This is a genomic window from Streptomyces sp. CB01373 (assembly GCF_002803075.1).
In the GTDB taxonomy this organism is placed as follows: domain Bacteria; phylum Actinomycetota; class Actinomycetes; order Streptomycetales; family Streptomycetaceae; genus Streptomyces.
This window is the reverse complement of sequence record NZ_NNBK01000002.1, coordinates 440,316-466,021: the sequence shown is the minus strand read 5'-3', so window position 1 is coordinate 466,021 and position 25,706 is coordinate 440,316. Positions and strand designations below refer to the sequence as shown.

Annotated in this window: 26 protein-coding genes; 19 read left to right on the top strand and 7 right to left on the bottom strand. The window is 70.6% G+C overall.

Going from position 1 to position 25,706, the window contains the following annotated elements; translation table 11 throughout:
• Window positions 1-265: 265 nt before the first annotated feature.
• On the top strand, window positions 266-1,300 hold the full coding sequence (locus tag CG719_RS04445; protein WP_267895319.1) for a LacI family DNA-binding transcriptional regulator: 1,035 nt from the start codon (window positions 266-268) through the stop codon (window positions 1,298-1,300).
• A gap of 75 nt (window positions 1,301-1,375) precedes the next feature.
• A complete protein-coding gene (locus CG719_RS04440) occupies window positions 1,376-2,218 on the top strand; it encodes a phosphatase PAP2 family protein (RefSeq protein WP_100567118.1) in 843 nt (280 codons plus the stop codon).
• A 113-nt stretch (window positions 2,219-2,331) separates the two neighbouring features.
• Here CG719_RS04440 and CG719_RS04435 read toward each other — a convergent pair whose 3' ends face one another.
• From CG719_RS04435 to CG719_RS04425, 3 genes are all read right to left on the bottom strand, one after another.
• Window positions 2,332-5,328 (bottom strand): bifunctional [glutamine synthetase] adenylyltransferase/[glutamine synthetase]-adenylyl-L-tyrosine phosphorylase, encoded by a 2,997-nt coding sequence (locus CG719_RS04435; RefSeq protein WP_100567117.1) that lies wholly within the window; start codon window positions 5,326-5,328, stop codon window positions 2,332-2,334.
• Between the two features lie 112 nt (window positions 5,329-5,440).
• A complete protein-coding gene (locus CG719_RS04430; protein ID WP_100567116.1) occupies window positions 5,441-5,878 on the bottom strand; it encodes a type II toxin-antitoxin system VapC family toxin in 438 nt (145 codons plus the stop codon).
• The gene (locus tag CG719_RS04425; protein WP_100567211.1) at window positions 5,875-6,144 is read right to left on the bottom strand and encodes a hypothetical protein; all 270 of its coding nucleotides are present in this window, start codon (window positions 6,142-6,144) and stop codon (window positions 5,875-5,877) included. Before CG719_RS04425 ends, CG719_RS04430 begins: the two co-directional genes overlap by 4 nt.
• A gap of 152 nt (window positions 6,145-6,296) precedes the next feature.
• Here CG719_RS04425 and CG719_RS04420 point away from each other — a divergent pair, with 152 nt between their 5' ends.
• The 12 genes from CG719_RS04420 (at window position 6,297) to CG719_RS04365 (ending at window position 14,385) form a co-directional block, all read left to right on the top strand.
• Complete coding sequence (locus CG719_RS04420) at window positions 6,297-7,172, top strand: helix-turn-helix domain-containing protein (RefSeq protein WP_100567115.1); 876 nt, start codon at window positions 6,297-6,299, stop codon at window positions 7,170-7,172.
• Window positions 7,169-7,378 carry a DUF397 domain-containing protein gene (locus tag CG719_RS04415; protein ID WP_100567114.1) on the top strand — a complete coding sequence of 70 codons (210 nt, stop codon included), beginning with the start codon at window positions 7,169-7,171 and terminating at the stop codon, window positions 7,376-7,378. The genes CG719_RS04420 and CG719_RS04415 overlap by 4 nt, the downstream gene beginning before the upstream one ends.
• Before the next feature lie 111 nt (window positions 7,379-7,489).
• The gene (locus CG719_RS04410) at window positions 7,490-8,128 is read left to right on the top strand and encodes a LysE family translocator (RefSeq protein WP_199836503.1); all 639 of its coding nucleotides are present in this window, start codon (window positions 7,490-7,492) and stop codon (window positions 8,126-8,128) included.
• Window positions 8,129-8,396: 268 nt separating this feature from the next.
• Window positions 8,397-9,230, top strand: coding sequence for a tat (twin-arginine translocation) pathway signal sequence (locus CG719_RS04405; protein ID WP_100567113.1), 834 nt, complete (start codon window positions 8,397-8,399; stop codon window positions 9,228-9,230).
• A gap of 119 nt (window positions 9,231-9,349) precedes the next feature.
• Entirely contained in the window at window positions 9,350-10,120 is a 771-nt protein-coding gene (locus tag CG719_RS04400; protein WP_234375402.1) for a hypothetical protein, read from the top strand.
• Between the two features lie 298 nt (window positions 10,121-10,418).
• Window positions 10,419-11,345, top strand: coding sequence for an SPFH domain-containing protein (locus CG719_RS04395; protein ID WP_199836502.1), 927 nt, complete (start codon window positions 10,419-10,421; stop codon window positions 11,343-11,345).
• A 25-nt stretch (window positions 11,346-11,370) separates the two neighbouring features.
• Window positions 11,371-11,556: a hypothetical protein gene (locus tag CG719_RS04390; protein WP_234375418.1), complete on the top strand. Its 186-nt coding sequence runs from the start codon at window positions 11,371-11,373 to the stop codon at window positions 11,554-11,556.
• A gap of 32 nt (window positions 11,557-11,588) precedes the next feature.
• Complete coding sequence (locus CG719_RS04385) at window positions 11,589-12,152, top strand: TetR/AcrR family transcriptional regulator (RefSeq protein WP_199836501.1); 564 nt, start codon at window positions 11,589-11,591, stop codon at window positions 12,150-12,152.
• Window positions 12,149-12,703, top strand: a complete 555-nt coding sequence (locus tag CG719_RS04380; protein ID WP_100567110.1) for a hypothetical protein — start codon at window positions 12,149-12,151, stop codon at window positions 12,701-12,703. The genes CG719_RS04385 and CG719_RS04380 overlap by 4 nt, the downstream gene beginning before the upstream one ends.
• A gap of 188 nt (window positions 12,704-12,891) precedes the next feature.
• Entirely contained in the window at window positions 12,892-13,203 is a 312-nt protein-coding gene (locus tag CG719_RS04375) for a hypothetical protein (RefSeq protein WP_100567109.1), read from the top strand.
• Between the two features lie 169 nt (window positions 13,204-13,372).
• Window positions 13,373-14,020 (top strand): TetR/AcrR family transcriptional regulator, encoded by a 648-nt coding sequence (locus tag CG719_RS04370; RefSeq protein WP_234375401.1) that lies wholly within the window; start codon window positions 13,373-13,375, stop codon window positions 14,018-14,020.
• Window positions 14,017-14,385, top strand: coding sequence for a DoxX family protein (locus CG719_RS04365; RefSeq protein WP_100567108.1), 369 nt, complete (start codon window positions 14,017-14,019; stop codon window positions 14,383-14,385). Before CG719_RS04370 ends, CG719_RS04365 begins: the two co-directional genes overlap by 4 nt.
• A gap of 70 nt (window positions 14,386-14,455) precedes the next feature.
• On the opposite strand, the gene CG719_RS36140 is transcribed toward CG719_RS04365, so the two are convergent.
• Together CG719_RS36140 and glnA are read right to left on the bottom strand one after the other, a co-directional pair.
• On the bottom strand, window positions 14,456-14,671 hold the full coding sequence (locus tag CG719_RS36140; protein ID WP_100567107.1) for an ATP-binding protein: 216 nt from the start codon (window positions 14,669-14,671) through the stop codon (window positions 14,456-14,458).
• 67 nt (window positions 14,672-14,738) lie between these two features.
• A complete protein-coding gene (glnA, locus tag CG719_RS04355) occupies window positions 14,739-16,100 on the bottom strand; it encodes a type I glutamate--ammonia ligase (RefSeq protein WP_100567106.1) in 1,362 nt (453 codons plus the stop codon).
• Window positions 16,101-16,429: 329 nt separating this feature from the next.
• On the opposite strand from glnA, the gene CG719_RS04350 reads away from it, so the two are divergent.
• Complete coding sequence (locus CG719_RS04350) at window positions 16,430-17,620, top strand: globin domain-containing protein (RefSeq protein ID WP_100567105.1); 1,191 nt, start codon at window positions 16,430-16,432, stop codon at window positions 17,618-17,620.
• Between the two features lie 109 nt (window positions 17,621-17,729).
• Here CG719_RS04350 and CG719_RS04345 read toward each other — a convergent pair whose 3' ends face one another.
• Window positions 17,730-18,173, bottom strand: coding sequence for an RrF2 family transcriptional regulator (locus CG719_RS04345; protein WP_100567104.1), 444 nt, complete (start codon window positions 18,171-18,173; stop codon window positions 17,730-17,732).
• Between the two features lie 177 nt (window positions 18,174-18,350).
• Here CG719_RS04345 and CG719_RS04340 point away from each other — a divergent pair, with 177 nt between their 5' ends.
• From CG719_RS04340 to CG719_RS04325, 4 genes are all read left to right on the top strand, one after another.
• The gene (locus CG719_RS04340) at window positions 18,351-19,037 is read left to right on the top strand and encodes a DUF3105 domain-containing protein (RefSeq protein ID WP_100567103.1); all 687 of its coding nucleotides are present in this window, start codon (window positions 18,351-18,353) and stop codon (window positions 19,035-19,037) included.
• On the top strand, window positions 19,034-19,666 hold the full coding sequence (locus tag CG719_RS04335) for a DUF305 domain-containing protein (protein WP_100567102.1): 633 nt from the start codon (window positions 19,034-19,036) through the stop codon (window positions 19,664-19,666). The genes CG719_RS04340 and CG719_RS04335 overlap by 4 nt, the downstream gene beginning before the upstream one ends.
• A 305-nt stretch (window positions 19,667-19,971) precedes the next feature.
• Window positions 19,972-21,909 carry a S53 family peptidase gene (locus CG719_RS04330; protein ID WP_100567101.1) on the top strand — a complete coding sequence of 646 codons (1,938 nt, stop codon included), beginning with the start codon at window positions 19,972-19,974 and terminating at the stop codon, window positions 21,907-21,909.
• Between the two features lie 667 nt (window positions 21,910-22,576).
• Entirely contained in the window at window positions 22,577-24,331 is a 1,755-nt protein-coding gene (locus tag CG719_RS04325; protein ID WP_100567100.1) for an NAD+ synthase, read from the top strand.
• Between the two features lie 73 nt (window positions 24,332-24,404).
• On the opposite strand, the gene CG719_RS04320 is transcribed toward CG719_RS04325, so the two are convergent.
• Complete coding sequence (locus tag CG719_RS04320; RefSeq protein WP_100567099.1) at window positions 24,405-25,667, bottom strand: MFS transporter; 1,263 nt, start codon at window positions 25,665-25,667, stop codon at window positions 24,405-24,407.
• Window positions 25,668-25,706: the final 39 nt, after the last annotated feature.

Sequence of the window (25,706 nt, the reverse complement as noted above, 5' to 3'; positions counted from 1 at the left end):
GCCCCTGCGGGTCCTACGGCCCTGATTTCACGCGGACAGGCGGCTCGTCGGACACTTGTGCAAGACTCTGCAAGCCCTTGCCAGACAGTGGCGGGGGAGGAATCATCCCGTTGCGGACCGGACGCCGAGACCCGGACGTCGACCGGACGCCGACCGAACACGAGGGATCGCGATGACGCAGCAGCCCGCAGCGGGCCGTTCAACGGCTCGCGCCAGGCGCCCCATCGGTGGGCAGGGCGGGGGACGACCGGTACAGTCCGGTCACGTGACCACACGGCTTGCCGACATCGCCGCCCAGGCGGGGGTGAGCGAAGCGACCGTCAGCCGCGTCCTGAACGGGAAGCCCGGCGTCGCCGCCACCACCCGCCAGTCCGTGCTGGCCGCCCTCGACGTCCTCGGCTACGAGCGCCCGGTGCGGCTGCGGCAGCGCAGCGAGGGCCTGGTGGGGCTGATCACCCCGGAGCTGGAGAACCCGATCTTCCCGGCGCTGGCGCAGGTCATCGGCCAGGCGCTGACCCGGCAGGGATACACCCCGGTGCTCGCCACCCAGACCCCCGGCGGGTCCACGGAGGACGAGCTGACCGAGATGCTGGTGGACCGCGGGGTCGCCGGGATCATCTACGTCTCCGGTCTGCACGCGGACACCACGGCCGACATGGAGCGGTACGAGCGCCTGCGCGCCCAGGGCGTGCCCTACGTCCTCGTGGACGGCTTCTCCCCCAAGGTGCAGGCGCCGTTCATCTCCCCCGACGACCGGGCGGCGATGACCCTGGCGGTCACCCACCTCGCCTCCCTGGGGCACACCCGCATCGGCCTGGCCCTCGGCCCGAAGCGCTTCGTCCCGGTCCAGCGCAAGATCGAGGGCTTCGTCCGCGCCATGCGGGACCAGCTCGGCCTGGCCGCGGACGTCGTCGAGTCGGAGCTGATCCAGCACTCCCTCTACACCCTGGAGGGCGGCCAGGCGGCGGCCACCGCGCTCATCGAACGGGACTGCACGGCGATCGTCTGCGCCAGCGACATGATGGCGCTCGGCGCCATCCGCGCGGCCCGGCAGCGCGGCCTGGAGGTCCCCCGGGACGTCTCCGTGGTGGGCTTCGACGACTCCCCGCTGATCGCCTTCACCGACCCGCCCCTGACGACCATACGCAAGCCGGTGCCGGCGATGGGCCAGGCCGCGGTGCGCACGCTGCTGGAGGAGATCGGCGGGACGCCCGCGCCGCACAGCGAGTTCGTCTTCATGCCGGAGCTGGTGGTGCGCGGTTCGACCGCTTCGGCCCCCGGGGACCGCAGTCGTCCCTGAGCCGGAGAACATGCGAACGGAACCCGACCGGCGGATGAGCGGTGGACGAACGCTTTTCTGGCAGACTCTGTGCCTATGGGTGACTCGACCGTGACACGCCGGGAAGGCCGGGAAAAGGCCGTTCCACACCTCGTCACGGACGAGCGGCGCCCCACCGCCCTGGAGCGGCTGCGCACACCCCGCCACCCGCGGCTGTGGTTCGAGATCCTGCTGATCGCGGTGAGTTACTGGACGTACTCGCTGATCCGCAACGCGGTCCCGGAGCAGAAGGCCCAGGCGCTGCGCAACGCGGACTGGGTCTGGAGCGCCGAGCACCGGCTCGGCATCGCCGTCGAACACGCCGTCAACCACGCCGTCAACTCGGTGACTTGGCTGATCATCGGCATGAACTACTACTACGCGACGCTGCACTTCGTGGTCACCATCGGCGTCCTGGTGTGGCTCTACCGCACGCACCCCGGCCGCTACGCGGCGGCCCGGCTCACCCTGTTCGTGACGACGGGCGTGGCCCTGCTCGGCTACTACCTGTACCCGCTGGCGCCCCCGCGCCTGATGACCGACGGCCGCTTCGTCGACACGGTCCAGGTGCACCACACCTGGGGTTCCATGGCCTCGGGCGACCTGAAGAACATGTCCAACCAGTACGCCGCGATGCCGTCCATGCACATCGGCTGGTCCCTGTGGTGCGGGCTGACCGTCTTCGCCCTGAGCGCGGTTCCGTGGCTGCGCGTCCTCGGGCTGCTCTACCCCGTGGCCACCCTGGTCGTCATCGTCGCCACCGCCAACCACTTCTGGCTCGACGCGGTCGGCGGCGTCCTGTGCCTGTCCTTCGGCTTCACGGCGGCCCGCGTCTGGTACGGGGCGCTGCCGCACGCGCTGCCGCGGCTGACGCCGGCGCTGCGGCCGACGGAGGCGTAGGCGCCCGCTGGGGTGTCACCGGGGCGCCGTTCCGCTGAACGGCCGTCCCACTGAGCAGCCGCTTCACTCCGAGCGGCCGCTCCACTGAACGGCTGCTTAACTGAGCGGCCGCTTCACGCGCCGTAGAACAGCTCCTCCATGACCGACCGGGCCCGGCGGGCCGTCCGCCGGTACGCGTCGAGCATGTCGCCCGCGTGCCCCGGCCCGTAGCCCAGGTAGCGCCCCACCGCGGCCAGCTCCCGGGACTCGGTGGGGAACGTGTCCCCGGCCCGCCCCCGGACCAGCATCACCGCGTTGCGCACCCGGGTGGCCAGGACCCACGCCTCGTCGAGCGTCGAGGCGTCCTCCGGGGACACAAGGCCCGCCTCCCGCGCCGCCGCCAGCGCCTCACGCGTGCGCGTGGTCCGCAGCGACGCCTCCCCCGCCGCGTGCCGCATCTGGAGCAACTGCACGGTCCACTCCACGTCGGAGAGCCCGCCCGGGCCCAGTTTGGTGTGCAGCTTGGGATCGGTGCCGCGCGGCAGCCGCTCGGACTCCATCCGGGCCTTCAGCCGCCGGATCTCCCGCACCGCGTCCTCGCGCAGCCCGCCGCGCGGATACCGCAGCGGATCGATCAGCTCGACGAACCGCCGCCCCAGGTCCTCGTCCCCGGCCACCGGCTCGGCCCGCAGCAGCGCCTGCGACTCCCACACCAGCGACCACCGCCGGTAGTACGCCTCGTACGACTTGAGCGTACGCACCAGCGGCCCGGACTTCCCCTCGGGCCGCAGATCCGCGTCGACCAGCAGCGGCGGATCCGCGCTCGGGACCTGGAGCAGCCGGCGCATCTCGGCGACCACCTTGGCCGCGGCCTCGGCGGCCTCCCGCTCGTCGGCGCCCTCCCACGGCTCGTGCACGAACAGCACGTCCGCGTCCGAGCCGTAGCCCAGCTCATGCCCGCCGAAACGTCCCATGCCGATGATCGCGAACCGGGTCGGCAGGGTGTCCCCCCAGCCCTTGCGCACGACCGCCCGCAGGGTGCCGGCCAGCGTCGCCGCCGTCAGGTCGGACACCGCGCCGCCCACCCGGTCCACGAGCGCGCCCTGGTCGGCCTCGGCGGGCCGGGTCTCGGTGCCGTAGGAGCCGACGATGTCGGCGGCGGCCGTACGGAACAACTCCCGGCGCCGCACGCCGCGCGCCGCCGTGACGCCCTGCTCGGCGGTCTCGGCGCGGCGGACGGCGGCGAGGACCTCCTGCTCCAGCTGGGCGCGCCCGCGCGGTCCGAGGCCGCCCGCGTCGCCGTCGCCCAGCAGGGCCACGGCTTCGGGAGCGCGCATCAGCAGGTCGGGCGCGAGCCGCCCGGCCGACAGCACCCGGGCGAGGTTCTCGGCGGCGGCCCCCTCGTCCCGCAGCAGCCGCAGATACCAGGGGGTCTTGCCGAGCGCGTCCGACACCTTGCGGAAGTTCAGCAGCCCGGCGTCCGGGTCGGCGGAGTCCGCGAACCATCCCAGCAGCACGGGCAGCAGGGTCCGCTGGATGGCCGACTTCCTGGTGACGCCGGACGCCAGCGCCTCCAGGTGCCGCAGCGCGGCGGCCGGGTCGGCGTACCCGAGCGCGACCAACCGCTCCCGCGCCGCGTCCGGCCTCAACCTGGCCTCGCCCGGAGCGAGTTGGGCGACCGCGTCGAGCAACGGCCGGTAGAACAGCTTCTCGTGCAGCCGGCGTACGACGCTGGTGTGCCGTTTCCACTCGCGGGTCAGCTCGGTGATCGGGTCGCTGCGCAGCCCGAGCGACCGTCCGAGCCGGCGCAGATCGGCCTCGTCCTCGGGGACGAGGTGGGTGCGCCGCAGCCGGAAGAGCTGGATGCGGTGCTCCAGGGAGCGCAGGAACCGGTAGGCGTCGTCGAGCTGCACGGCGTCCACGCGGCCGACGTACCCGCCGGCGGCCAGTGCCTGCAACGCGCCCAGGGTGGAGCCGCTGCGCAGCGACGGGTCGGTCCGCCCGTGCACCAACTGAAGGAGCTGCACGGCGAATTCGACGTCCCTGAGGCCGCCGGGACCGAGTTTCAGCTCGCGCTCGACCTCGGCCACGGGGATGGTCTCGACCACGCGGCGGCGCATCTTCTGCACGTCGGCGACGAAGTTCTCGCGCTCGGCGGCCTGCCAGACCATGGGGGCGAGCGCGGCGATGTACTGGCCGCCCAGTTCCGGGTCGCCGGCCACCGGGCGGGCCTTGAGCAGCGCCTGGAACTCCCAGGTCTTGGCCCACCGCTGGTAGTAGGCGACATGGCTGCTGAGGGTGCGCACCAGCGGCCCGTTGCGGCCCTCGGGCCGCAGGTTGGCGTCGACCGGCCAGATCGAGCCCTCCACGGTCGTCTCGGAACAGATCCGCATCATGTGCGAGGCGAGCGCGGTCGCGGCGCGCAGGGCCTTGACCTCGTCGGCGCCGTTCACGGCCTCACCGACGAAGATCACGTCGACGTCGGAGACATAGTTGAGCTCGTGGCCGCCGCACTTGCCCATCGCGATCACCGCGAGCCGGCACAGCGCGTCGTCCTCGGGCGCGGCGGCCCGCGCGATCCGGAGAGCGGCGCGCAGGGTGGCGGTGGCGAGGTCGGCGAGCTCGGCGGCGGTCTCGGCGACATCGGTGGTGCCGCACACGTCGCGGGCGGCGATGGACAGCAGGCAGCGCCGGTAGGCGACGCGCAGCGCGACCGGGTCGCCGGCCTCCGCCAGCCCCTGCTCGAACTCCTCGACCCCCGGATGCAGGTCGCGCGGCTCGTAGGTGACCAGCGCCCGCCAGTCGCCGGCGTGCCGGGCGAGGTGGTCGCCGAGGGCGGCGGAGGCGCCGAGCACCCCGAGCAGCCGGTCGCGCAGCGGCTTGGCCGCTATCAGAGTGTCGAGCAGCTCGCGGCGGGCCTTGGACTCCGGCTGCGCCTCCAGCAGCCGGACCAGACCGGCCAGCGCGAGGTCGGGGTCGGCGGTGGCGCCCAGCGCCTCCAGCAGCACCGGGTCGTCCCTGAGCGGCGCGAGGTCCGGGCCGTCCAGCAGCCGCTCGGCGTCCGTGGCATGGATGAAGCCGTGCCGCAGCAGCCGCGTGAAGGTACTGCTCCTGCGCCCCGGCGCCGTCATCCCGGCCTCCCGTCGGATCCAGCCCGTCCTGGCCAGAGCCTATCCGGACTCGGGGACGGGGGCCCTGAGGGCGACCCCGGGTTTCCGCGTCCACCGTCGGGCCGGCGGCCGGTCACAGATCGTCGGGGAGGATCCGGAAACAGGAGTACCTGCCACCCACCGGACGTACGGTCCGGAAGTCACGCAGGTCTCTGGTAAGGATGGCGTCCGTCTCGTACTCGGCGGCGAGGGCCACGTTCACCGCGTCGACGAGATCCAGGTCGAGCGACGCGTACCGGGCCCGCACGGAGAGCGCGACATCGAGGATCTCGGGCGTAGACGGCGCCAGGACTAGGCGCATCTGCCGGACACGTGACGTGAGCGAGCGCAGTATCGCGTCGGCCGCGGCCCGCCCGGCGCGACTGGTCGCCACCTGATGGACCTCGGTCAGCGCGAGCGGCGTGGCGACGAGGAATCCGCACTGGTCCGCGGCCTTCCTGACGGCGTAGTGATCCGGGTCGGAGCTATTGAAGAGGGTGAGAATGCCAGACGTGTCGGCGACGGCGATCACGCCGCGTTCCCCCGGTTCCGGCGCTCCCGCTCCTCATGACCCCGTGCCACAGCTTCGCGAATCTCGTCCTTCTCCACGGGAGCGCCGAGATCGAAGGTCTCCTCGTCGGAAACGAACGGCTCGTCCCAGACACGGTGCGCCAGCGCGATGCGATGAATCCCCTCGCGAATTATCTCCGCCTCCGACACACCGAGACGTGCGGCGGCCTCCTTGATCAGCAGAAGATCTCCATCCTCTGCGTAGACGTTGGTGCGCTTCAGAGCCATACCAGCGATGGTACAGAACATGTACCAACGATGCTCGCCCTGGTGCACTTGTCACCCGTAGGCGTGTCCACTGGTCGGTTCGCATCACTCAGAGTGGTCGAGACACCTACCGTCGGCCATCGCGATACGACGCGTACGACGGAGGGGTCCGGATGTCGGTGGACGGTGAGGCGGTACGGCTCAGGAGCGAGGCGGACGAGCCGGGGTGGGAGGTGGACCCGGACGACGACTGGGGCATCGCGGTCGTCGCCACCGTGGGGCGGCAGCTGAGGCTGCGGCGGGAGGCTGCAGGGATGCGGGCCGGCGAGTTCGCGGCGGCGGTCGGGTACGGCGAGGATCTCGTCTACAAGATCGAGGGCGGGAAGCGGATCCCCCGGCCCGAGTACCTGGACAAGGCGGACGAGGTGCTGGGCGCGGGCGGGCTGCTCTCGGCGATGAAGGAGGACGTGAAGCGGGTCCGGTACCCGAAGAAGGTCCGTGATCTGGCCAAGCTGGAATCCCAGGCGGTCGAGCTTCTCTCGTACGGCAGTCACAACCTGCATGGGCTCCTGCAGACCGAGGAGTACGCGCGGGCCCTGCTGAGCACCCGGCGACCCGCGCTGTCGGAGGACGAACTTGAGCGAGCACTCGCCGCCCGAATGGCCCGCAAGGCGATTTTCGAGCGGGTTCCCCCTCCGGAACTCAGCTTCGTCCAGGAAGAGGTGACTCTCCGCCGCCCCGTCGGGGGCAAGATGGTGTTGCGCAGGCAACTCGAACACCTGCTGGAGGTGGCGCACTTGCGGCACGTCGACGTCCAGGTGATGCCCACGTCTCGTGGAGACCATCCGGGAACGGGAGGCCGGATCCAGGTGCTGAAGTTCCCGGACGGCACGGCGATGGGCCGTGCCGACGACGAGTTCGGCAGTCGGCCGGTCTCCGTCCCTCAGCAGTTGCGGATCCTTGAGCTGCGCTATGGCATCATCCGCGCCGAGGCTCTGACCACACGAGAGTCGCTCACCTTCGTCGAACAACTGCTGGGGGAGACATGAACGGCAACGAAGCGGCGGGAAACGTCGTCGATCTGACCTGGTTCAAGAGCAGCTACAGCGACAGCAGCAACCCCAGCGACTGCGTCGAAGTCGCCACGACCCCCGCCACCGTCCACGTCCGGGACTCCAAGAACCCCCGAGGCCCCCGCCTCGCCCTCGCACCGACCGCCTGGACGGACTTCGTGACCTTCGCGGGCAGGGGCTGACCTCCGGCCCGCGCACCGCGCTCGCCATCGAGCGCAACCACGGCTAGGAGCCTGTCTCACCGGACCCTCGCGGGGTTGTCGCCCACTGACCCACGCTTCTAGCCTGACGGCATGCTGGGCATAGGGCACTTCTGGGCTTTCCTCGCCGTGGTCGCTGTGCTGATCGCTGTTCCGGGACCGAGCGTGGTATTCGTGGTCGGGCGCGGGGTGACGCTCGGGCGTCGGGCGGCGCTGGCCACGGCGGTGGGCAACAACGGCGGGGTGCTGGTCCAGGCCGTGTTGGTGGCCTTCGGGTTGGGAGCCGTGGTCGCGCGGTCGATCGTGGTGTTCTCGGTGCTGAAGTTCGCAGGCGCGCTGTATCTGGTCCATCTCGGCGTCCAGACGTGGCGGCATCGCGGGGAACTGGCCGTCACGGACACGCAGCAGCGGCCACCCACGAACGTGCGGCGCATCGTCCGGCAGGGTTTCGTTGTCGGGGTGAGCAATCCGAAGGGCTTCCTGATCTTCTCGGCCGTGCTGCCTCAGTTCGTCAACCGCTCAGCAGGTCACGTGACGCTGCAACTCCTGCTCCTCGGCATCGTCTGCGCCGCTGTCGCTCTGGTTTCCGACTCGGCCTGGGGGCTCCTCGCCGGGACGGCGCGTGGCTGGTTCCGCGGGTCGCCCCGCCGTCTGTCCGCGATTGGTGCAGTGTCCGGGACGGTGATGGTCGGCCTCGGCGTCCGTCTGGCTCTCACCAGGAATGACGTGTGACAACGCAGCGGATACTCGAAACGTTGTGCGTTTCGCTGGTTGCTGAGACACGCTCCTAGGGCGTGCCGGCGTCCTGTCCAGCACCGCCCGCGCGCCGGCTCACCCTCATCAAGAACCGGTAGTCCCTCCTCGGTGGGGTCAGCCCCACCCCGTAGTCGGAGGCTGGCTCCAGGGATTGGCCGGTCGCCCCACGGTAGTTTCCGGTTCCGGGGATTCAGGCCCCGGCCTGTGCGCATTGACGCCGCCTCCGACGAACCGAAAGCCCTCCATGAACCGCTTCGAAATCCGGTCCCGCCTCACCGCCACGCCACGGCGGCAGATCGGCCTTCTGACCGCTCTGGCTGGAGCGGTCCTCGTCGCCTTCTTCCTCGCGCCCAACGCGCTGGCCCGGAGTTCGGTCAACACCGCGAACGTCGGCGATACCTTCCGCCGCGGATTCGTCGCCTACTGGGGTTCCGGCAGCGAGGACTTCCCGACGCAGTTGAGCACCACGGTCGCCTTCTGGTTCCGCTTTCACCTCGTCAAGGCCGGCGTTTCCGCACTGCTCCTCGCGGTGGCCGTGGTGCTCGGTGTCGTCCTCAGCCGCCATCTTCGGCAGTCGGCCGGCGGGCGAACCAGCCGTTTCCCCCTCGCGCTGTACAGGGCCCTCGCCGGAGTGCTCGGGCTCTTCGCTCTTGTGGCACTGCTGGCCAATCTGCAGGGTGCAGCGGCCCCGTTCGCCTCGCTGATGCCCATGCTGACGAGTGGCGGTGCCGACGGCGAACTCACCGCGACCCTCGGCCAAGTCCAGCAGCAGATCGCTGTCTATCCGGAGGGCCGGCACTCCCCCGCCCTCGCCGTCATGATCAGCGACTTCGCCCTCTACCACGCGGTGCTGGCCGCGATGGCCGCCATCGTCGCGCTCGCGATGGCCGGCGCGAGTGTCGTGCTGTGGAGGCGCCTCAGGACGTCGCCCGACGCGCGGTCGAGGCGCGCGACGAAGTTCGGCGGTACCGCTTCAGCGATCCTGGCGGCCGTTGTACTCGTCATCGCCTACGCGAACACCACTACCGCGGCGGACTCGCCCCGGGCGCTCGCCGACTTCTTCGCCGGCGGGTGGTGAAGACATCCGTCACGGTCGGGATCAGCTCGCGCGCTCCGGGACGAGGGCGTCAGAGCGGCCGTCTCGCAGACGGCCGGGTCGATGCACTTCACGCCGACCCACCACTGCGGGAGTTGTCAGTGGCGACTGCCAGGCTGGACCCGACGACTTCGCGCCGTGATCAACTGGGGGTTCTGATGCCTGATGAACAATCCGGGGCCGTGCTGTCCTCGGTCGGCTTCGATGCCGCGTGGTGTGCGACCGACCTCGGCGAGTACCGCGCGTGCCGTTACACCTATGAGCGCTACCCGTACGAGAGCTTGCCGCCGCTCGACTCCAGCCAGTTCACAGGAGATTTCCAATGGCTCGGTGGCGCCCGCGGCCTCGTCCCTGAGCAGGTCGCGAAGCTCAACGAATTGGCAGAGGGCCTGGCGGCCAGGAGCCTGTCTCTGCCACAGGACTTCGTCACGTTCCAGACCAGTGCGAATCTGCACGGCTCGCTGGATGAGGTCTCGGTGACCGGCTGCTGGACGGACCTCTCGGAACCACTGCCCAGTCCGGTCGAGCCCGGCTCCTTCCTTGTGCGGTTCCTGCGGGATCAGCAGGACTGCGTCATCTGGTATCTCTACCTGCGCCCCTCCGGTGAGACGTTCGTCGTGCACTCCCACCTCGACTACGAGTACGAGTTCGAGGCCCAGCGTGACAGGGAGGAGCCAGAGAGTTGCCTCGACGACCCGGAGGAGCAGGCGGCCGCGATCTTCTGGTGTGCACCGTCGTTCGAGGAGTTCGCCCACCGCTTCTGGATCGAGAACCGTCTGTGGCATGCGGTCAACGGCGGCGACCTGTCAAGGCTCGAACCGCAGTTGTGCGACTACTTGCTTCACTACACGCCGCCTGAATCCTCCGCATGACCCTGAAGGACCTGGCGCCCAGGGACGTCATCCGCTTCCGCTCCAAGGCCACGGGTTGCCAGGTCGATGCTGCCGACCAGCCTGACGGCGACGTCCGTCTCGGCTGGACAGCACCGGCCCCTTCCCGGTATGAGAAGGCAGTATTGGTGCAGGCCGCCGGGGGGCGTGTTCCCGGAAAGCGGCAGGGCGGCCTGTCTTCCGAGGTCTCCGTCGCTGCTCAGGTACGCGCCCTACTGCCGCCCTTCGTATGGCGTGCACCGCGCACTTCGTCAGTTTCGCCCGATCCAAAGGTCTTCTTGTGTCTCTTCTTGTCGCGCTGGTCGCCGTCGGCGTCATAGTGCTCGTACTGCTCGTCAGTTCCATACGCACTGTCGACCAGGCGCATGTCGCAGTCGTCACCCTGTTCGGGAAATACCGCCGGGTCCTGAACCCCGGCCTGAACCTCATCATCCCGATTTTCGAACGCATCCATCGCAAGGTGCCTGTTCAGAACCAGACCTCCCGTCTGCAGTTCTCCGCCATCACGGGTGACCAGGCCGCGGTCCACTTCACGTCGACGATCATCTTCACGGTGTCCGACCATTCCCCGGAGACCGTGCAGCTCGTGGCATTCAAGTTCATCAACGACAATTCGTTCCACATGGCGATGACCAGCGCCGTCGAGGCGAGTGTGCGGGAGTTCGTCTCGACGAAGAAGCAGGCCGAGGTTCTGGGCCTGAGGTCGGAAATCGTCTCGCACGCGAAGTCGACCCTGGATGAGCAGCTCGCTTCGTGGGGTTACACCCTGGTCGACCTGACGGTGAACGACATCACCTTCGACGCCGAGGTCATGGCGTCGATGTCTCGTGTGGTGGCGGCGAAGAACGCGCAGTCGGCCGCTGAGTTCGAGGGTCAGGCGCTGCTGATCACGCGGACGAAGGAGGCGGAGGCGAACGGTGCCGCGATCCGGATCGCCGCGCAGAACGAGGCGGAGGCCGCGCGACTGCGCGGTGAGGGTCTCGCGCAGTTCCGTATGGAGCTGGCGAAGGGCCTGTCGGAGTCCGCGCAGACCCTGACGGATCACGGGGTCGACCCTGGTCTGCTGGCCTTCACGATGTGGACGGAGACGATTCGCGAATCCGCGAAGGAGGGCGACGGCAACGTGATCTTCCTCGACGGGAGTGTCGAGGGCATGCAGAGCTCGCTGCGTCGCCTCCAGGGCCTGACTCAGGTTGATAAGGCGTAGTCACCGAAGGCAGTTGTTCCGTGCCATGAGCGCCGCCGCAGTGTCCTACGGGGCACTGCGGCGGTTCTGCGTTCGGGCTGCCTCGTGGGGGGCACAAGGACTGATCGCGCTCGCGGAGGGGCTGCGGGAGTCCGCCGAGTCCTGGGCCGACCTGTCGCGCGACTGCCGCCGCCGCGGCATGCGCGATCCCGTCGGCTCCGGCGCCTATTGACGTCCCTGGCTAATGGCAATAGCCTCTGGGCTATGGTTGCTAAGAGGTCGCTGACGCCGGCCGCCGTGGTCGATGTGGCGCTCGGCATCGTGGACGAGCGCGGGCCGGACGGCCTCACGCTCGCCGCCGTGGCGCACGGCTGCGGGGTCGCCACGCCGTCGCTCTACAAGCACGTGGCGAGCCTCGGCGAACTGAAGACGCTCGTCGGAGTGCGGGTGCTGGAGGATATGACCGACCGGTTCACGACGACCGTCTTGGGCACCGGTGGCAACGAGGCGGTCACTGGGTTGATGCACGCCTACCGTGCGTACGTCGCCGCGCACCCGAAGCGGTACGCCGCGCTGCCGATGGACCCGCTGCACGACCCGATCCAGGAGGCGGCCGGCGCGAAGCTCATCGGCGTCATGTACGCCACGCTGCGCGGCTACGGACTCGAGGGCTCGGCGGCCGTGCACGCGACCCGGCGCCTGCGGGTGCTCGTGCACGGCTTCGCGTCCATCGAATCCGCGGGCGGCTTCGGCCTGCAGGAAGACCTCGACGACACCTACGACCAGCTCATCCAGATGTATCTCGCCAGCCTGAGGAGCGACTCATGAGGATCCCGCTGTCCGTCGCAGGCGTACTGTTCCTGCTCTACCCCGCCCTCCGCCCATGGGAGGACGAGTCCACCACCTCGGGTGCCGCCGCCGCGATGGGCTCCACCGCGTGGATCGTCGCGCACCTGTGCGCGATGATCGGGTTCATCCTGGTCGCGATTGCACTGCTGCCGATCAACCGCGTGGCGGCGATCGTGTTCTGGATCGGCGCCGGCCTGACGCTGCCGTACTACGGCGCCGAGGACTTCGGCCTGCATGCGATGGCCAACCAGTCGAACATCCTCGACCTGGCCGAGGACGTGCGCTACAACCCGTTCGCGATGACGATGTTCGGGCTCGGGCTGCTGACCATGGCGGCGGGCGCGATCCTCGTCGCAGCCCGGATGCGCACGGTGCCGGCGATCCTGTTCGCGGTCGGGTTCGGGCTGTTCCTGCCGCAGTTCTTCGGTCCGCCCGCGCTGCGGATCGCGCACGGCGCACTGCTCGCGGCCGCCTGCGTGTGGCTGGCCTGGGACGCGAAGCGGATCCAGCCCGCGCCGGTGCCGGCCTGACTTGAGGTCGTTGCCTCCTGCATCTGCGGCTCCGACCTGTGGCGCGCCATTCGTGCGTCGGTACCGGACAGTCGATGATCACCGCGATCAAGGTGTTGCCCAGGCCCTGATTCTGCGCACGGCGAGTGCGCGCGGAGGCATCGGGTCCTCGTCGCCCCGCGATCGGTACGCTTCCCGCGGAGGTGGGGATGTTCGATGCGGTGATCATCAGCGCCGGTGGTGTCATCTTCATGGCGCTTGGCGTGTGGCTCGTCGGGCGGCAGCGCCGCCGACGCTCGGACACCCGTGCGGGCTGGGGCGTCATAGCGATCGGACTGGGGCAGTTGTTTCACGCAGCCAGCTCCTTGGCCGGAAGTCGCCAGCCCCTCGGCTTCATCCTGGCTGCCTGTTGCCTGGCATTCAGCATTACTGGCTTCATTCTGGTGGCGCGCGGCCGCGACATCCCCCGAAACGGCCGCGGCGGCCGGAAGCGCCGGAAGCTGCCTCCACTGCACCCGTGATGGGCAGGACTGGGCCTGCGCCACGCGCATGTACCGCGCGCTGCCCACGCTCGTCGTCCTGCGAGACATTGAGCCCTGTTCAGATTCAGGACGTCGGCATCGCCCTGTGGTGTCACTCCGCGTGTACGCCCCCGTGCCCTCCCCGGCCCGCGTGCCGAGTTCTGAAACCGTGCTGACCGACACCATTGCCTCGGTGCAGCCGCGCCGCTACCTTCTGAACATGTTCACTGAACGCGTTCAGGCAACTCGCGCCGAACGAAAACGGCGGACCACCACCCACATCGTCGAAGCCGCCGAAAGACTCTTCCAGGAGCGTGGCTTCCAGGGCACAACGGTGCGTCAGATCGCGGCGGAGGCGGGTGTTTCCGTGGGTGCCGTCATGGCAGTGGGGGACAAGGAGTCTCTGTTGAGCCTTGTCTACGACCAAGCCATCGCCGCCCGCATCCCCGCGCCACCGGCGGCGGAGTCCGCAGCCTCCGCAGTCGACTACCTGGCCCATTACTTCGACCCGTTCCTCGATTTGTTCGCCGAGAACGACGAACTCGCGCGCTCGTACTTCCGGACCCTGACCCGAGGTCAACCCGAGAACGCGGCCCTCGGCGCGCTGCGCACGCTGACCGAGGACAATCTCACCGCCGCGATGGTGAAGGCGGGAATACCCACCCCCCGCGCCCGGCACGGTGCGCAGGTGATGTTCACCAGCTACCTGGGGGAGCTGATGCTGCTTGCCGCGGGATCCACCGACCGGCAGCAGACGGCAACCGGGATCCGGCGCACCGCCGAATTCGTCACCGTATACGACGAGGATGACCGATGACCCTCTCTGAACTCCCGTCTCCCGTCTGGCCAATCATGGTCCTGCTCGGGATACAGGCGGGCGACGCCGCAATGATGCTCCGTCCACCGAGATTCATCGTCGACTGCCTGGACGGCGTACGGTTCCCGCGCGACTGGTGGTGGGCGCTGATCACCCTCAAGGCGGCCTCCGTAGTGGGGCTCATCGTCGGGCTCTGGGTGCCCGGCGTCGCCATGACGACCACTGCCGCGATCGCTGTCTACTTCCTGGCGGCCGCCGCATCCCACATTCGCGCGCGAGCCTTGAACTCCGCGTTCTGGGTCAACTGCCTGGGCATGCTACTGCTGTCCCTGGCTGTGCTCATGGTGAGCTTCGTGCGGCTGTGACTCACCACGGGCGCTGCCGTTGTGACAGTGCCGGGATCGCCCTCAGGCACAAAGTCACAGGGATCCTCCATCAGTGGTTTTCGCGTTTGTCGCAGGTGGCCTGGGGTCGGAAGGACTCCGTGCCGGTCTGGAGCAGAGTGCCGCGGAAGGTGAGGCGGTCAGCGATGGCCGCGCAGAGCCGGCGGTCGCCGAACGTCTTCTCCCACTCAGCGAACGGTGAGTTCGTCGAGAGCGCCGATCCCGTGCCGGACGGCCCAGAGACGGCCCAGGACCAGTGAGAGGCCATGGGGCCGACGGTCCGCGACCGTCGACCCCGTCCGCCGAACCAGCGGGAAACCTACTCTGACCTGCGCTTACAGCACCGGCAGATGCTTCTTCAGCTCGAACGCCGTGACCTCCGAGCGGTACTCGTGCCACTCGGCGCGCTTGTTGCGGAGGAAGAAGTCGAAGACGTGTTCGCCCAGGGTGTCGGCGACCAGGTCGCTGTTCTCCATCAGGGTCAGGGCCTCGCCGAGGTTCTGGGGCAGCGGTTCGATGCCCATCGCGCGGCGTTCGGCGTTGGACAGGGCCCAGACGTCGTCCTCGGCGCCCGGCGGGAGCTCGTAGCCTTCCTCGATGCCCTTCAGGCCGGCGGCCAGGAGGACGGCGTAGGCGAGGTAGGGGTTCGCGCCGGAGTCGATGGAGCGGACCTCCACGCGCGCGGAGCCGGTCTTGCCGGGCTTGTACATCGGGACGCGGACCAGGGCGGAGCGGTTGTTGTGGCCCCAGCAGATGTACGAGGGGGCCTCGCCGCCGGCGCCCGCGGTGCGCTCGGAGCCGCCCCAAATGCGCTTGTAGGAGTTCACCCACTGGTTGGTGACCGCGGAGATCTCGGCGGCGTGGCGCAGGAGGCCCGCGATGAAGGAGCGGCCCACCTTCGAGAGCTGGTACTCCGCGCCGGACTCGTAGAACGCGTTCCGGTCACCTTCGAACAGCGACAGGTGCGAGTGCATGCCGGAGCCCGGGAACTCCGAGAAGGGCTTGGGCATGAACGTGGCCTGGAGGCCCTGCTCCAGCGCCACCTGCTTCATGACCAGGCGGAACGTCATGATGTTGTCCGCGGTGGACAGGGCGTCGGCGTAGCGCAGGTCGATCTCCTGCTGGCCGGGGGCGCCCTCGTGGTGGGAGAACTCCACCGAGATGCCCATCGACTCCAGCATGGTGATCGCCTGGCGGCGGAAGTCCATGCCGATGGCCTGCGGAGTGTGGTCGAAGTAGCCGGAGTTGTCCGCGGGCGTGGGCCGGGAGCCATCCAGCGGGCGGTTCTTGAGCAGGAAGAACTCGATCTCGGGGTGGGTGTAGAAGGTGAACCCGAGGTCGGAGGTGCGGGCCAGGGCGCGCTTGAGGACGTAGCGCGGGTCGGCGAAGGAGGGCGAGCCGTCCGGCATGAGGATGTCGCAGAACATACGGGCCGTACCGGGGGCCTCGGCACGCCAGGGCAGGATCTGGAAGGTGGACGGGTCCGGCTTGGCGATCATGTCGGACTCGTAGACCCGGGCGAAGCCCTCGATGGCGGAGCCGTCGAAGCCGATGCCCTCGTCGAAGGCCTGTTCCAGCTCGGCCGGCGCGACGGCCACGGACTTGAGGAAGCCGAGCACGTCCGTGAACCACAGGCGTACGAACCGGATGTCGCGCTCCTCCAACGTCCGGAGCACGAACTCCTGCTGCTTGTCCATCTTCCGCTTTCCCATCCTTGCTGGTCAGGCCGCCTGTGTGCGCTGTCACGGGAGACCGTCGGGCACCTGAGCATCCCACCACGGTCGCGTTTCGCACGTGTTGCGGAGCCCTGTCGCCCGGCCGCCACGTGAGGCGATCGCCCCGCGTACGGCAGGTGTACCGCTCTGCCGCCCATCTTGCCCGCTCGCACCGTCATCCGTAATGGCCGATCCGTCACCCACGTGACCGAAACCACGCCGCTTTAATTTGCATCTCAAATGCAAGTTTCAATACCGTTTCGATCAGTCGAGCGATCGAGCCCGTCCGATCGAGTCATCGAGGAGTCCCCATGCTGTCCGAGCAGTCAGCAGCAACCGTCCGCGCCACCCTCCCCGCCGTCGGCGCGGCCATCGAGCGGATCACCGAGCGCTTCTACGCCAGACTGTTCGACGCCCACCCCGAACTGCTGCGCGACCTGTTCAACCGCGGCAACCAGGCCGCCGGCACCCAGAGGCAGGCTCTGGCCGGCTCCATCGCCGCCTTCGCCACCCACCTCGTGGCGAACCCGGACCAGCGGCCCGACCTGATGCTCCAGCGCATCGCCCACAAGCACGCGTCGCTCGGGGTGACTCCGGAGCAGTACCCGATCGTCCACGAGCACCTGTTCGCGGCCATCGCCGAGGTGCTCGGCGACGCGGTGACCCCGGAGGTCGCCGACGCCTGGACCGAGGTCTACTGGCTGATGGCCAACGCCCTCATCGCCATCGAGAAGCGCCTGTACGAGCAGAGCGAGCAGCGGGGCTGGCGCGCGTGGGAGGTCGTCGAGCGGGCCGAGGAGACCGCGGACGTGGCCACCTTCAGGCTGCGCCCCGCCGACGGGGCCCCGGTGCCCGGCTACCGGGCCGGCCAGTACGTCTCGGTCGGCGTCGAGCTCCCGGACGGGGCCCGCCAGATCCGCCAGTACAGCCTCACCGCGGCCCCCGGATCGCCGGAGCGGCAGTTCGCCGTCAAGCGGGTGGCCGGCGACGCCACGACGCCCGACGGCGAGGTCTCGAACCACCTGCACGCACACGTGCGCGTGGGTGACGTCCTCCAGCTCTCCGCCCCGTACGGCGACCTCGTCATCGAGGAGACCGAGGCACCGCTGCTGCTCGCCTCCGCGGGCATCGGCGTCACCCCGATGATCGCCATGCTGGAGCAGCTCGCCCTCGCCGGTCACCGCGCCCCGGTGACCGTGGTCCACGCCGACCGCTCGCCCACCGCGCACGCGCTCCGCTCCGACCACCAGGCGTACGCGTCCAAGCTGCCGGACGCGCGGCCTGTCTTCTTCTACGAGCAGGACGCCGAAGGGGCCGGGCGGCCCGGCCTGGTCGACCTCGGCGACGTCGAGGTCCCGGCCGGCACGCGCGCGTACCTGTGTGGTCCGCTGCCCTTCATGCGGGCGGTGCGCGAGCAGCTGATCGGCAAGGGCGTGTCCCCGGCCGACATCCACTACGAGGTCTTCGGCCCGGACCTGTGGCTGGCCCAGCCGGCCGCCTGAGCGATCCGGCCGACGTGCCGCGAAGGCCGGCCGAGGCGGTTCACACCGTCCCGGCCGGCCTTTCGTGTGCTCGTACGGGAACCTTCCGGGCTCCCGGCACCGGACCCGATCAGGTCGCCCGCCGCATGGCGGGCAGGCCCAGCAGCAGCGGTCCCGTCGGGGACGCGACCATGTCGGCGACCGTGAGGGGGTCGAGGGCGGCGTAGAAGGCCTCCTGGGCCCGGCGCAGGGCCCCGCGCAGGCGGCAGTCGGAGCTGAGCGGGCAGGGAGTGCTGCCCTCGCAGTCGGCTACGTCGCCCTCGCCCTCCAGGGAGCGCACGAGGGCGCCGACCGAGGCGTTGCGGCCCGCTTCGGTGAGCGTCAGTCCGCCGCCGCGGCCGCGGCGGGCCGCGAGCAGACCGCGGTGCTGGAGTTCGGCGACCACCTTCGCGGTGTGCGTGTACGGCACGCCCATGTCGTCCGCGACCTCCCGGGTCGTGGGGCTCGACTCGCCGGCGACCGCGAGCCGCATCAGGACGCGCAGCGCCATGTCGGTGGAGCGCAGCAGCCGCATGGGGGCCAGGGTAGGTAATACGCATCCGTCGTTCAACTTATCGGCGGTCTCCCAGCGGACGCCTCCGTCCCACTACGATCAGCGGGCCCCTCGGGCACGCACAGCTCCCGCACGCCGCACCCGCATGCCCCACCCGACCGCCACGTCCGACCGCCCTCCCCCACGAAGGACTCCGCCATGGATGCCGCGCCCCGGACCGGTACCGAACAGCACAAGGCCCGCATGGAGGAGATGCGCCGGGCGCAGCGCGTCCGTGAGCGGCGCAACCGGTGGCTCGCGATGGCCGCGGGCACGGTCGTCGTGGCCGCGCTGGTCACCGGCGGCGTGGTGCTGCTGAACTCGGGATCCTCGGACGCCGCGCCGGCCGCTGCGAGCGACGGGAAGGGCGGTGAGAAGGGCGGCGGCGAAGGGCGCTTCGTCACCCGTGCGGACGGCGTACGGACGTGGAAGGGCACGCTGGACCGCAACCACACCACCGCCCCGGTGACCTATCCGATGGAGCCCCCGGTCGGCGGCGACCACAACCCGGTCTGGCAGAACTGCAACGGTCACGTGTACTCCGAACCGGTGAAGAACGAGGCCGCCGTGCACGCGCTGGAGCACGGCGCCGTATGGGTGACGTACAACAGCAAGGCGTCCAAGGCGGACGTGGCCGCGCTCGCGGCGAAGGTGAGGAAGACCCCGTACACGCTGATGAGCCCGGTCGAGGACCAGAAGGACCCCCTCATGCTGTCCGCCTGGGCGCACCAGCGCTCGGTGACGGGCGCGAACGACCCGCACGTGGACAAGTTCCTCTCCGAGTTCGTCCAGGGCCCGCAGACGCCGGAGCCGGGAGCCACCTGCACGGGCGGTCTCGACCGGTGAGGCACATCGGGCTGATCGCCGGGGCCGCGGCGGCGGCCCTGGTGGCGACGGGGGCGATCACGTACGCGGTCGCCGAGGACAGCGGCGGGGCGCGCTCCGCCGTGACGGTGCCCGCCGCCGATTCGGCGGACGCCGGCTTCGCCCGGGACATGGCGGTCCACCATCAGCAGGCGGTCGAGATGTCGTTCATCGTGCGCGACCGCACCACGGACACCGAAGTGCGCCGTCTCGCCTACGACATCGCGCAGACGCAGGCCAACCAGCGGGGCATGCTGCTGGGTTGGCTCGACCTGTGGGAGCTGCCGAAGGTGTCGGCGAAGCCGCCGATGGCGTGGATGGGCATGGGCGGCATGCCCGCGGGCGAGGACGGCGCGCTGATGCCCGGCATGGCGACGAACACCGAGATGCGCGAGCTGGGCGAACTCGACGGCAGGCAGGCCGAGGTGTTCTACCTCCGGCTCATGACCGACCACCACAAGGGCGGGGTCCACATGGCCGAGGGCTGTGTCGCCCGCTGCGCGGTCGGTGTGGAGAAGCGGCTCGCGCGGGGCATGGTCGCGTCGCAGCGGTCGGAGCTGCGGCTGATGGCCGACATGCTCAAGGAGCTTGGCGCGGCGCCCCGTTCGTGACCCGAGCGCCCTGTTCCTGACCCGGACGACCCGTTCCCGACCCGGAAGCCCGTTCGGGACCCGGTCACTTCCTTCGCCACACGTATCCCCACGCACGACGTGGGGATGAAAGCCTCAATTCCCCCTGTGCGGCTGGTTCTTTGGGTTTCTCTTGGTCTTCTCATTCCCCTGACATGAACGGTTCATCAGGAAGAGTGACCCCGTTCGTGTGATCCATTCGGGGCCGAACCGCCGCGGGCGCCGCGGGGATCGCGCGAGAGCCAACCACTCATTGCGACACATGCGAACGCATCGCAGGGGGTTCTATGAGATCCAACCGTGCCACAGCGCGCGCCGGAGTGAGCTTGGCGGCGACCCTGCCGTTGCTCGCCGGCGCACTGGCGCTCGGCATACCCGCGCACGCTGCGGACCACCCGAGCCGCAGCACGCTCGCGGGCACCAAGCCCGTCTGGGCGACGGCCACGGCGGACAAGGGCGCCACCTCGGACAGCTCCCAGGTCCGCGCCCGGGTCTACCTGGCCGGACGGGACGCCGCCGGCCTCGCCCAGTACGCCGCGGCGGTCTCCGACCCGTCGTCGGCCTCGTACGGCAAGCACCTGAGCGCCGAGGAGGCGCAGGCGCGCTTCGGCGCGACGCAGGCCCAGGTGGACGCCGTGAAGTCGTGGCTGGCGTCGTCGGGGCTGAAGGTCACCTCCGTGACCCCGCACTACGTCGCCGTCTCCGGTGACGTCGCCGCCGTCGAGAAGGCGTTCGGCACCCAGCTGCACAACTTCGCCAAGGGTTCGAGGACCTACCGCGCCCCGGCGCAGACGGCGTCGGTGCCGGCCTCCCTGAACGGCGCCGTCCTGACCGTCACCGGCCTGGACAACGCCCCGCACAAGGCGAAGCACAAGGACCAACTGCCGCCGCCGGACGACGTCTTCAAGAACTCCGGGCCGTTCTCCACATACCACGGCTCCAACGTCGCGAGCACGCTGCCCTCCGCGTACGGCCAGAAGGTCCCGTACGCCGTCAAGGGCTACACCGGCAAGGAGCTGCGGTCCGCCTACGGCGCGGGCAAGTACACCGGCAAGGGCGTCCGCGTCGCCATCACCGACGCCTACGCCTCGCCGACCATCGCCTACGACGCGGCCACCTACGCGAAGAAGAACGGCGACAAGCCCTGGAAGACGGGCCAGTTGCGCCAGGTGCTCCCGGCCGGCTACACGGACACCGAGGAGTGCGGGGCGGCCGGCTGGTACGGCGAGGAGACCCTCGACGTCGAGGCCGTGCACGCGGTCGCGCCGGACGCGAACGTCGTCTACGTGGGCGCCGCGTCCTGCTACGACGACGACCTGCTCGACTCGCTGAGCAAGATCGTCGACAACCACCTGGCCGACATCGTCTCCAACTCCTGGGGCGACATCGAGGCCAACGAGACGCCGGACGTCGCGGCGGCCTACGACCAGGTGTTCCAGTTCGGAGCGGTCGAGGGCATCGGCTTCTACTTCTCCTCCGGCGACGACGGCGACGAGGTCGCGAACACCGGTACGAAGCAGGTCGACACCCCGGCCAACTCGGCGTGGGTGACCGCCGTCGGCGGTACCTCGCTGGCCGTCGGCAAGGGCCACAAGTACCTGTGGGAGACCGGCTGGGGCACCCAGAAGGCCTCGCTGTCCAAGGACGGCAAGAGCTGGGCGGGCTTCCCCGGCGCGTTCACCTCGGGCGCGGGCGGCGGCACCAGCAGGACGGTTCCGCAGCCGTCGTACCAGAAGAACGTGGTGCCGAAGGCGCTGGCCACGGCCAACAACAAGGCCGGCAACCGCGTCGTCCCGGACATCGCGGCGATCGCCGACCCGAACACCGGCTTCCTGGTGGGCCAGACGCAGACCTTCCCGAACGGCTCGGAGAAGTACAGCGAGTACCGCATCGGCGGCACCTCGCTGGCCGCGCCGGTCATCGCGGCCGTCCAGGCACTCGCCCAGGAGGCCCGCGGCGGCAAGGCGATCGGCTTCGCCAACCCGGCGATCTACTCCAAGTACGGCTCGAAGGTGTACCACGACGTGGTGGACCGGCCGACCGGCAAGGACCTCGCGGTCGCGCGGGTCGACTACGTCAACGGCGTCGACGCCGCGGACGGCCTGAGCTACTCCGTCCGCAGCCTCGGCAAGGACAGCTCGCTCCAGGCGGTCAAGGGCTACGACACCGTCACCGGCGTGGGCTCGCCCGCGCCCGGCTACGTCGAGTCCTACCCCCGCCGCTGACCCCGGCAGAACATGCGTGTGCCCGCCCCTCCACCCGGGGGGGGCGGGCACACGCGTGCAGGCGCCTCCACACGAGCGGGGCCGTCCGCCTCGGCAGGCGGCGCGGGGCACGGCCACCTCGGTCGGCCGGGGTACGGCCGGGCGTGTGGGGACGCCCCTGTCCGACGGGGACCGACCGGGCAGGCAGGGGCCGGCACGGGCCGCAGGCACCGGCACGTGAGCACGGGCCCGGGCCCGGAAGCCGCCCGGGAATCGGCGCAGGTCGGCCGGGCACAGGCCGCAGGCAGCGGCGCGGAAGCGGAGGCGGCCCCGGCCCGGAAGCCGCCAGGCACCAGCGCAGCGCGGCCGGACACGGGCCCACACGGGCCGCGGACACCAGCCCGTGAGCGCGGACCCCGGCCCGGAAGCCGCCCGGGAATCGGCGCAGCGCGGCCGGGCCCGACTCGGGACCCGGCCCGCGCAGACCGACGCAGGCGCCCGGGCTCACGCCGGTCTGCGCCGCAGGTACCACCGGTGCGCGCCGGGCGGCGCGGGGTGGTCAGGGCCGGTGCTGGTGTCGGCGGGGCGTTCCGAGTCGGCGCGCGGTGGCGCCGCGGGCGGGGCGGCGTGGGGCGGGCCACATCGTCGGGCCCGGCTATCGCGTCGCTCTGACGATTACACTGGGCGCGTGCCTCAACTACGTCTCGCTCTGAACCAGATCGACTCGCGCGTCGGAGACCTCGCCGGGAACTCCGAGGCGATCGTCCGCCGGGCCCGGGAGTCCGCCGAGCGCGGAGCACACCTCGCGGTGTTCCCGGAGATGGTGCTGACCGGGTACCCCGTCGAGGACCTGGCCCTCAGGTCGTCCTTCGTGGAGGCGTCCCGCGCCGCGCTGCGCGCCCTCGCCGCCCGGCTCGCCGCGGAGGGCCTCGGGGAGCTGCCGGTGCTCGTCGGCCACCTCGACCGCGGTGAGACCGCCCAGCCGAAGTACGGCATGCCGGCCGGCGCGCCGCAGAACGCGGCGGCGGTGCTGCACCGCGGCGAGGTGGTGCTGAGCTTCGCCAAGCACCACCTGCCCAACTACGGCGTCTTCGACGAGTTCCGCTACTTCGTCCCCGGCGACACCATGCCGGTCCTGCGCGTGCACGGCGTCGACGTCGCGCTCGCCATCTGCGAGGACCTGTGGCAGGACGGCGGCCGGGTGCCGGCCGCGCGCAGCGCGGGCGCGGGGCTGCTGGTCTCGGTCAACGCCTCGCCGTACGAGCGTCTGAAGGACGACACCCGCCTCGACCTGGTCCGCAAGCGGGCCCAGGAGGCCGGCTGCACCCTCGCCTACCTCGCCATGACCGGCGGGCAGGACGAGCTGGTCTTCGACGGCGACTCGATCGTGGTCTCCCCGGACGGCGAGGTGGTCGCGCGGGCGCCGCAGTTCGCCGAGGACCTCATGGTGCTGGACCTGGACCTGCCCGCCGCTTCGGTGGACGCGCCCACGGGCGTGGTCGACGACGGTCTGCGCATCGACCGCGTGGTGCTGTCCGACGAGCCGCTGCCCGCCTACGAGCCGGAGCCGGCCGACGGGTACGCCGCGCGCATGGACGACGACGAGGAGGTCTACACGGCCCTGGTCGTGGGCCTGCGCGCGTACGTGCGCAAGAACGGCTTCCGCTCCGTGCTGATCGGCCTGTCCGGCGGCATCGACTCCGCGCTGGTCGCGGCGCTCGCCTGCGACGCGGTGGGCCCCGAGAACGTGTACGGCGTCTCCATGCCGTCCAAGTACTCCTCCGAGCACTCCAGGGACGACGCCGCGGAGCTGGCACGCCGCACCGGCCTGAACTTCCGCACCGTCCCGATCGCCCCGATGTTCGACGCCTACATGGGCTCCCTGGGCCTGACGGGTCTGGCCGAGGAGAACCTCCAGTCCCGGCTGCGCGGCACGCTGCTGATGGCGGTCTCCAACCAGGAGGGCCACATCGTCCTCGCACCCGGCAACAAGTCGGAGCTGGCGGTGGGCTATTCGACGCTGTACGGCGACTCGGTGGGCGCGTACGGCCCGATCAAGGACGTGTACAAGACGTCGGTCTTCCGGCTGGCCGAGTGGCGCAACCGGGCCGCGGCCGAGCGGGGCGAGACCCCGCCGATCCCGGAGAACTCCATCACCAAGCCGCCGAGCGCGGAGCTGCGCCCCGGCCAGGTGGACACCGACTCGCTGCCGGACTACCCGGTGCTGGACGCGATCCTGGAGCTCTACGTCGACCAGGACAAGGGCGCCGATCTGATCGTCGCGGCAGGGTACGACCGCGAGCTGGTCGTGAAGACGCTCCGCATGGTCGACACGGCCGAGTACAAGCGGCGCCAGTACCCGCCGGGCACGAAGATCTCCGCGAAGGGCTTCGGGAAGGACCGGCGCCTGCCGATCACCAACGGCTGGCGGGAGTCGGCGTAGGCGCCCGTTCCCAACTGAGGGCGGGCCGGGGGCTTTGGGGGCGAGCCCCCGGGCCACCCGGCCCGCCCTCCGCTCAAACCGCCTCCGCCCGCGGCTCCCCCGTGCTCGACGGGGCGGAAGGAACTCCCGGACGTGCCGTGGCCGGCAGGTGCGAGGCGAGCACGCGCTCCCGCCCCCGTACGGCGCCCGCCCGCCGCAGGTCCACCCGGTGGGCCGTGCCGGCCACCGCGAGGCCCAGTACCGCGAGGGCGGCCCCCGCGAGGGCCGGCGAGGTCACGCCGAAGCCCGCGGCGAGCGCCAGCCCGCCGATCCAGGCGCCGCCCGCGTTCGCCAGGTTGAACGCGGCCTGGTTGGCCGCGGAGGCCAGGGACGGGGCCGTGGACGCCTTCTCCATGACCATGAGCTGGAGCGGCGAACCGGTGGCGAACGCCGCCGTGCCGAGCAGGGCCACCGCGAGGGCCGCGCTCCAGTGGGTCCGCATCATCAGCGGGAACAGTGCCAGGACGACCACCAGCGCGACGAGCGCGCCGAACAGCGTGCCCCTCGTCGAGCGGTCGGCCAGGCGCCCGCCGAGCAGGTTGCCGGCGGTCGCGCCGACCCCGAACAGGGCCAGCACCAGCGTCACTCCGGCCTCGGTGTACCCGGCGGAGCGGGTGAGCATCGGCGTGATGTAGCTGTACGCGGAGAACAGCGCGCCGCATCCGGCCACGGTCGTCAGCAGGGCCAGCCAGACGGGGAGCGAGCGCAGGGCGGCCAGTTCGCGGCGCAGTCCGGCCGCGGGGGCGTGGCCGCGGTCGTGCGGGACCAGCAGGGCGAGGGACGCGATCGCGGCGACCCCGATCACGCTGACCGCGAGGAAGGTCGTCCGCCAGCCGAGGTGCTGGCCCATGAGCGTGGCGACCGGGACGCCGATGACGTTCGCGAGGGTCAGGCCGAGCAGCATCAGGGACACCGAGCGCGCCTTGCGCTCCGGCGGCACCAGGGCCGCCGCGACCACGGCGCCCACGCCGAAGTAGGCGCCGTGCGGCAGTCCGCTGAGGAAGCGGGCGGCCAGCAGCCAGTGGTAGCCGGGCGCGAGGGCGGAGAGCGCGTTGCCGACGACGAACAGGGCCATGAGGCCGATCAGGACGTGGCGGCGGGGCAGTCGCGAGGTGACGGCGGCCAGCAGCGGGGCGCCGATGACGACGCCCAGCGCGTACGCGGAGACCAGGTGCCCGGCCGCGGGGATCGAGATGTGCAGGTCGCCGGCGACGTCGGGGAGCAGCCCCATCATGACGAACTCGGTGGTGCCGATGCCGAAAGCGCCCACGGCGAGGGCGAGCACAGCCAGGGGCATGAAGGGCCTTTCGAAGCTTCGAAGCGTGCGGAGCAGTTC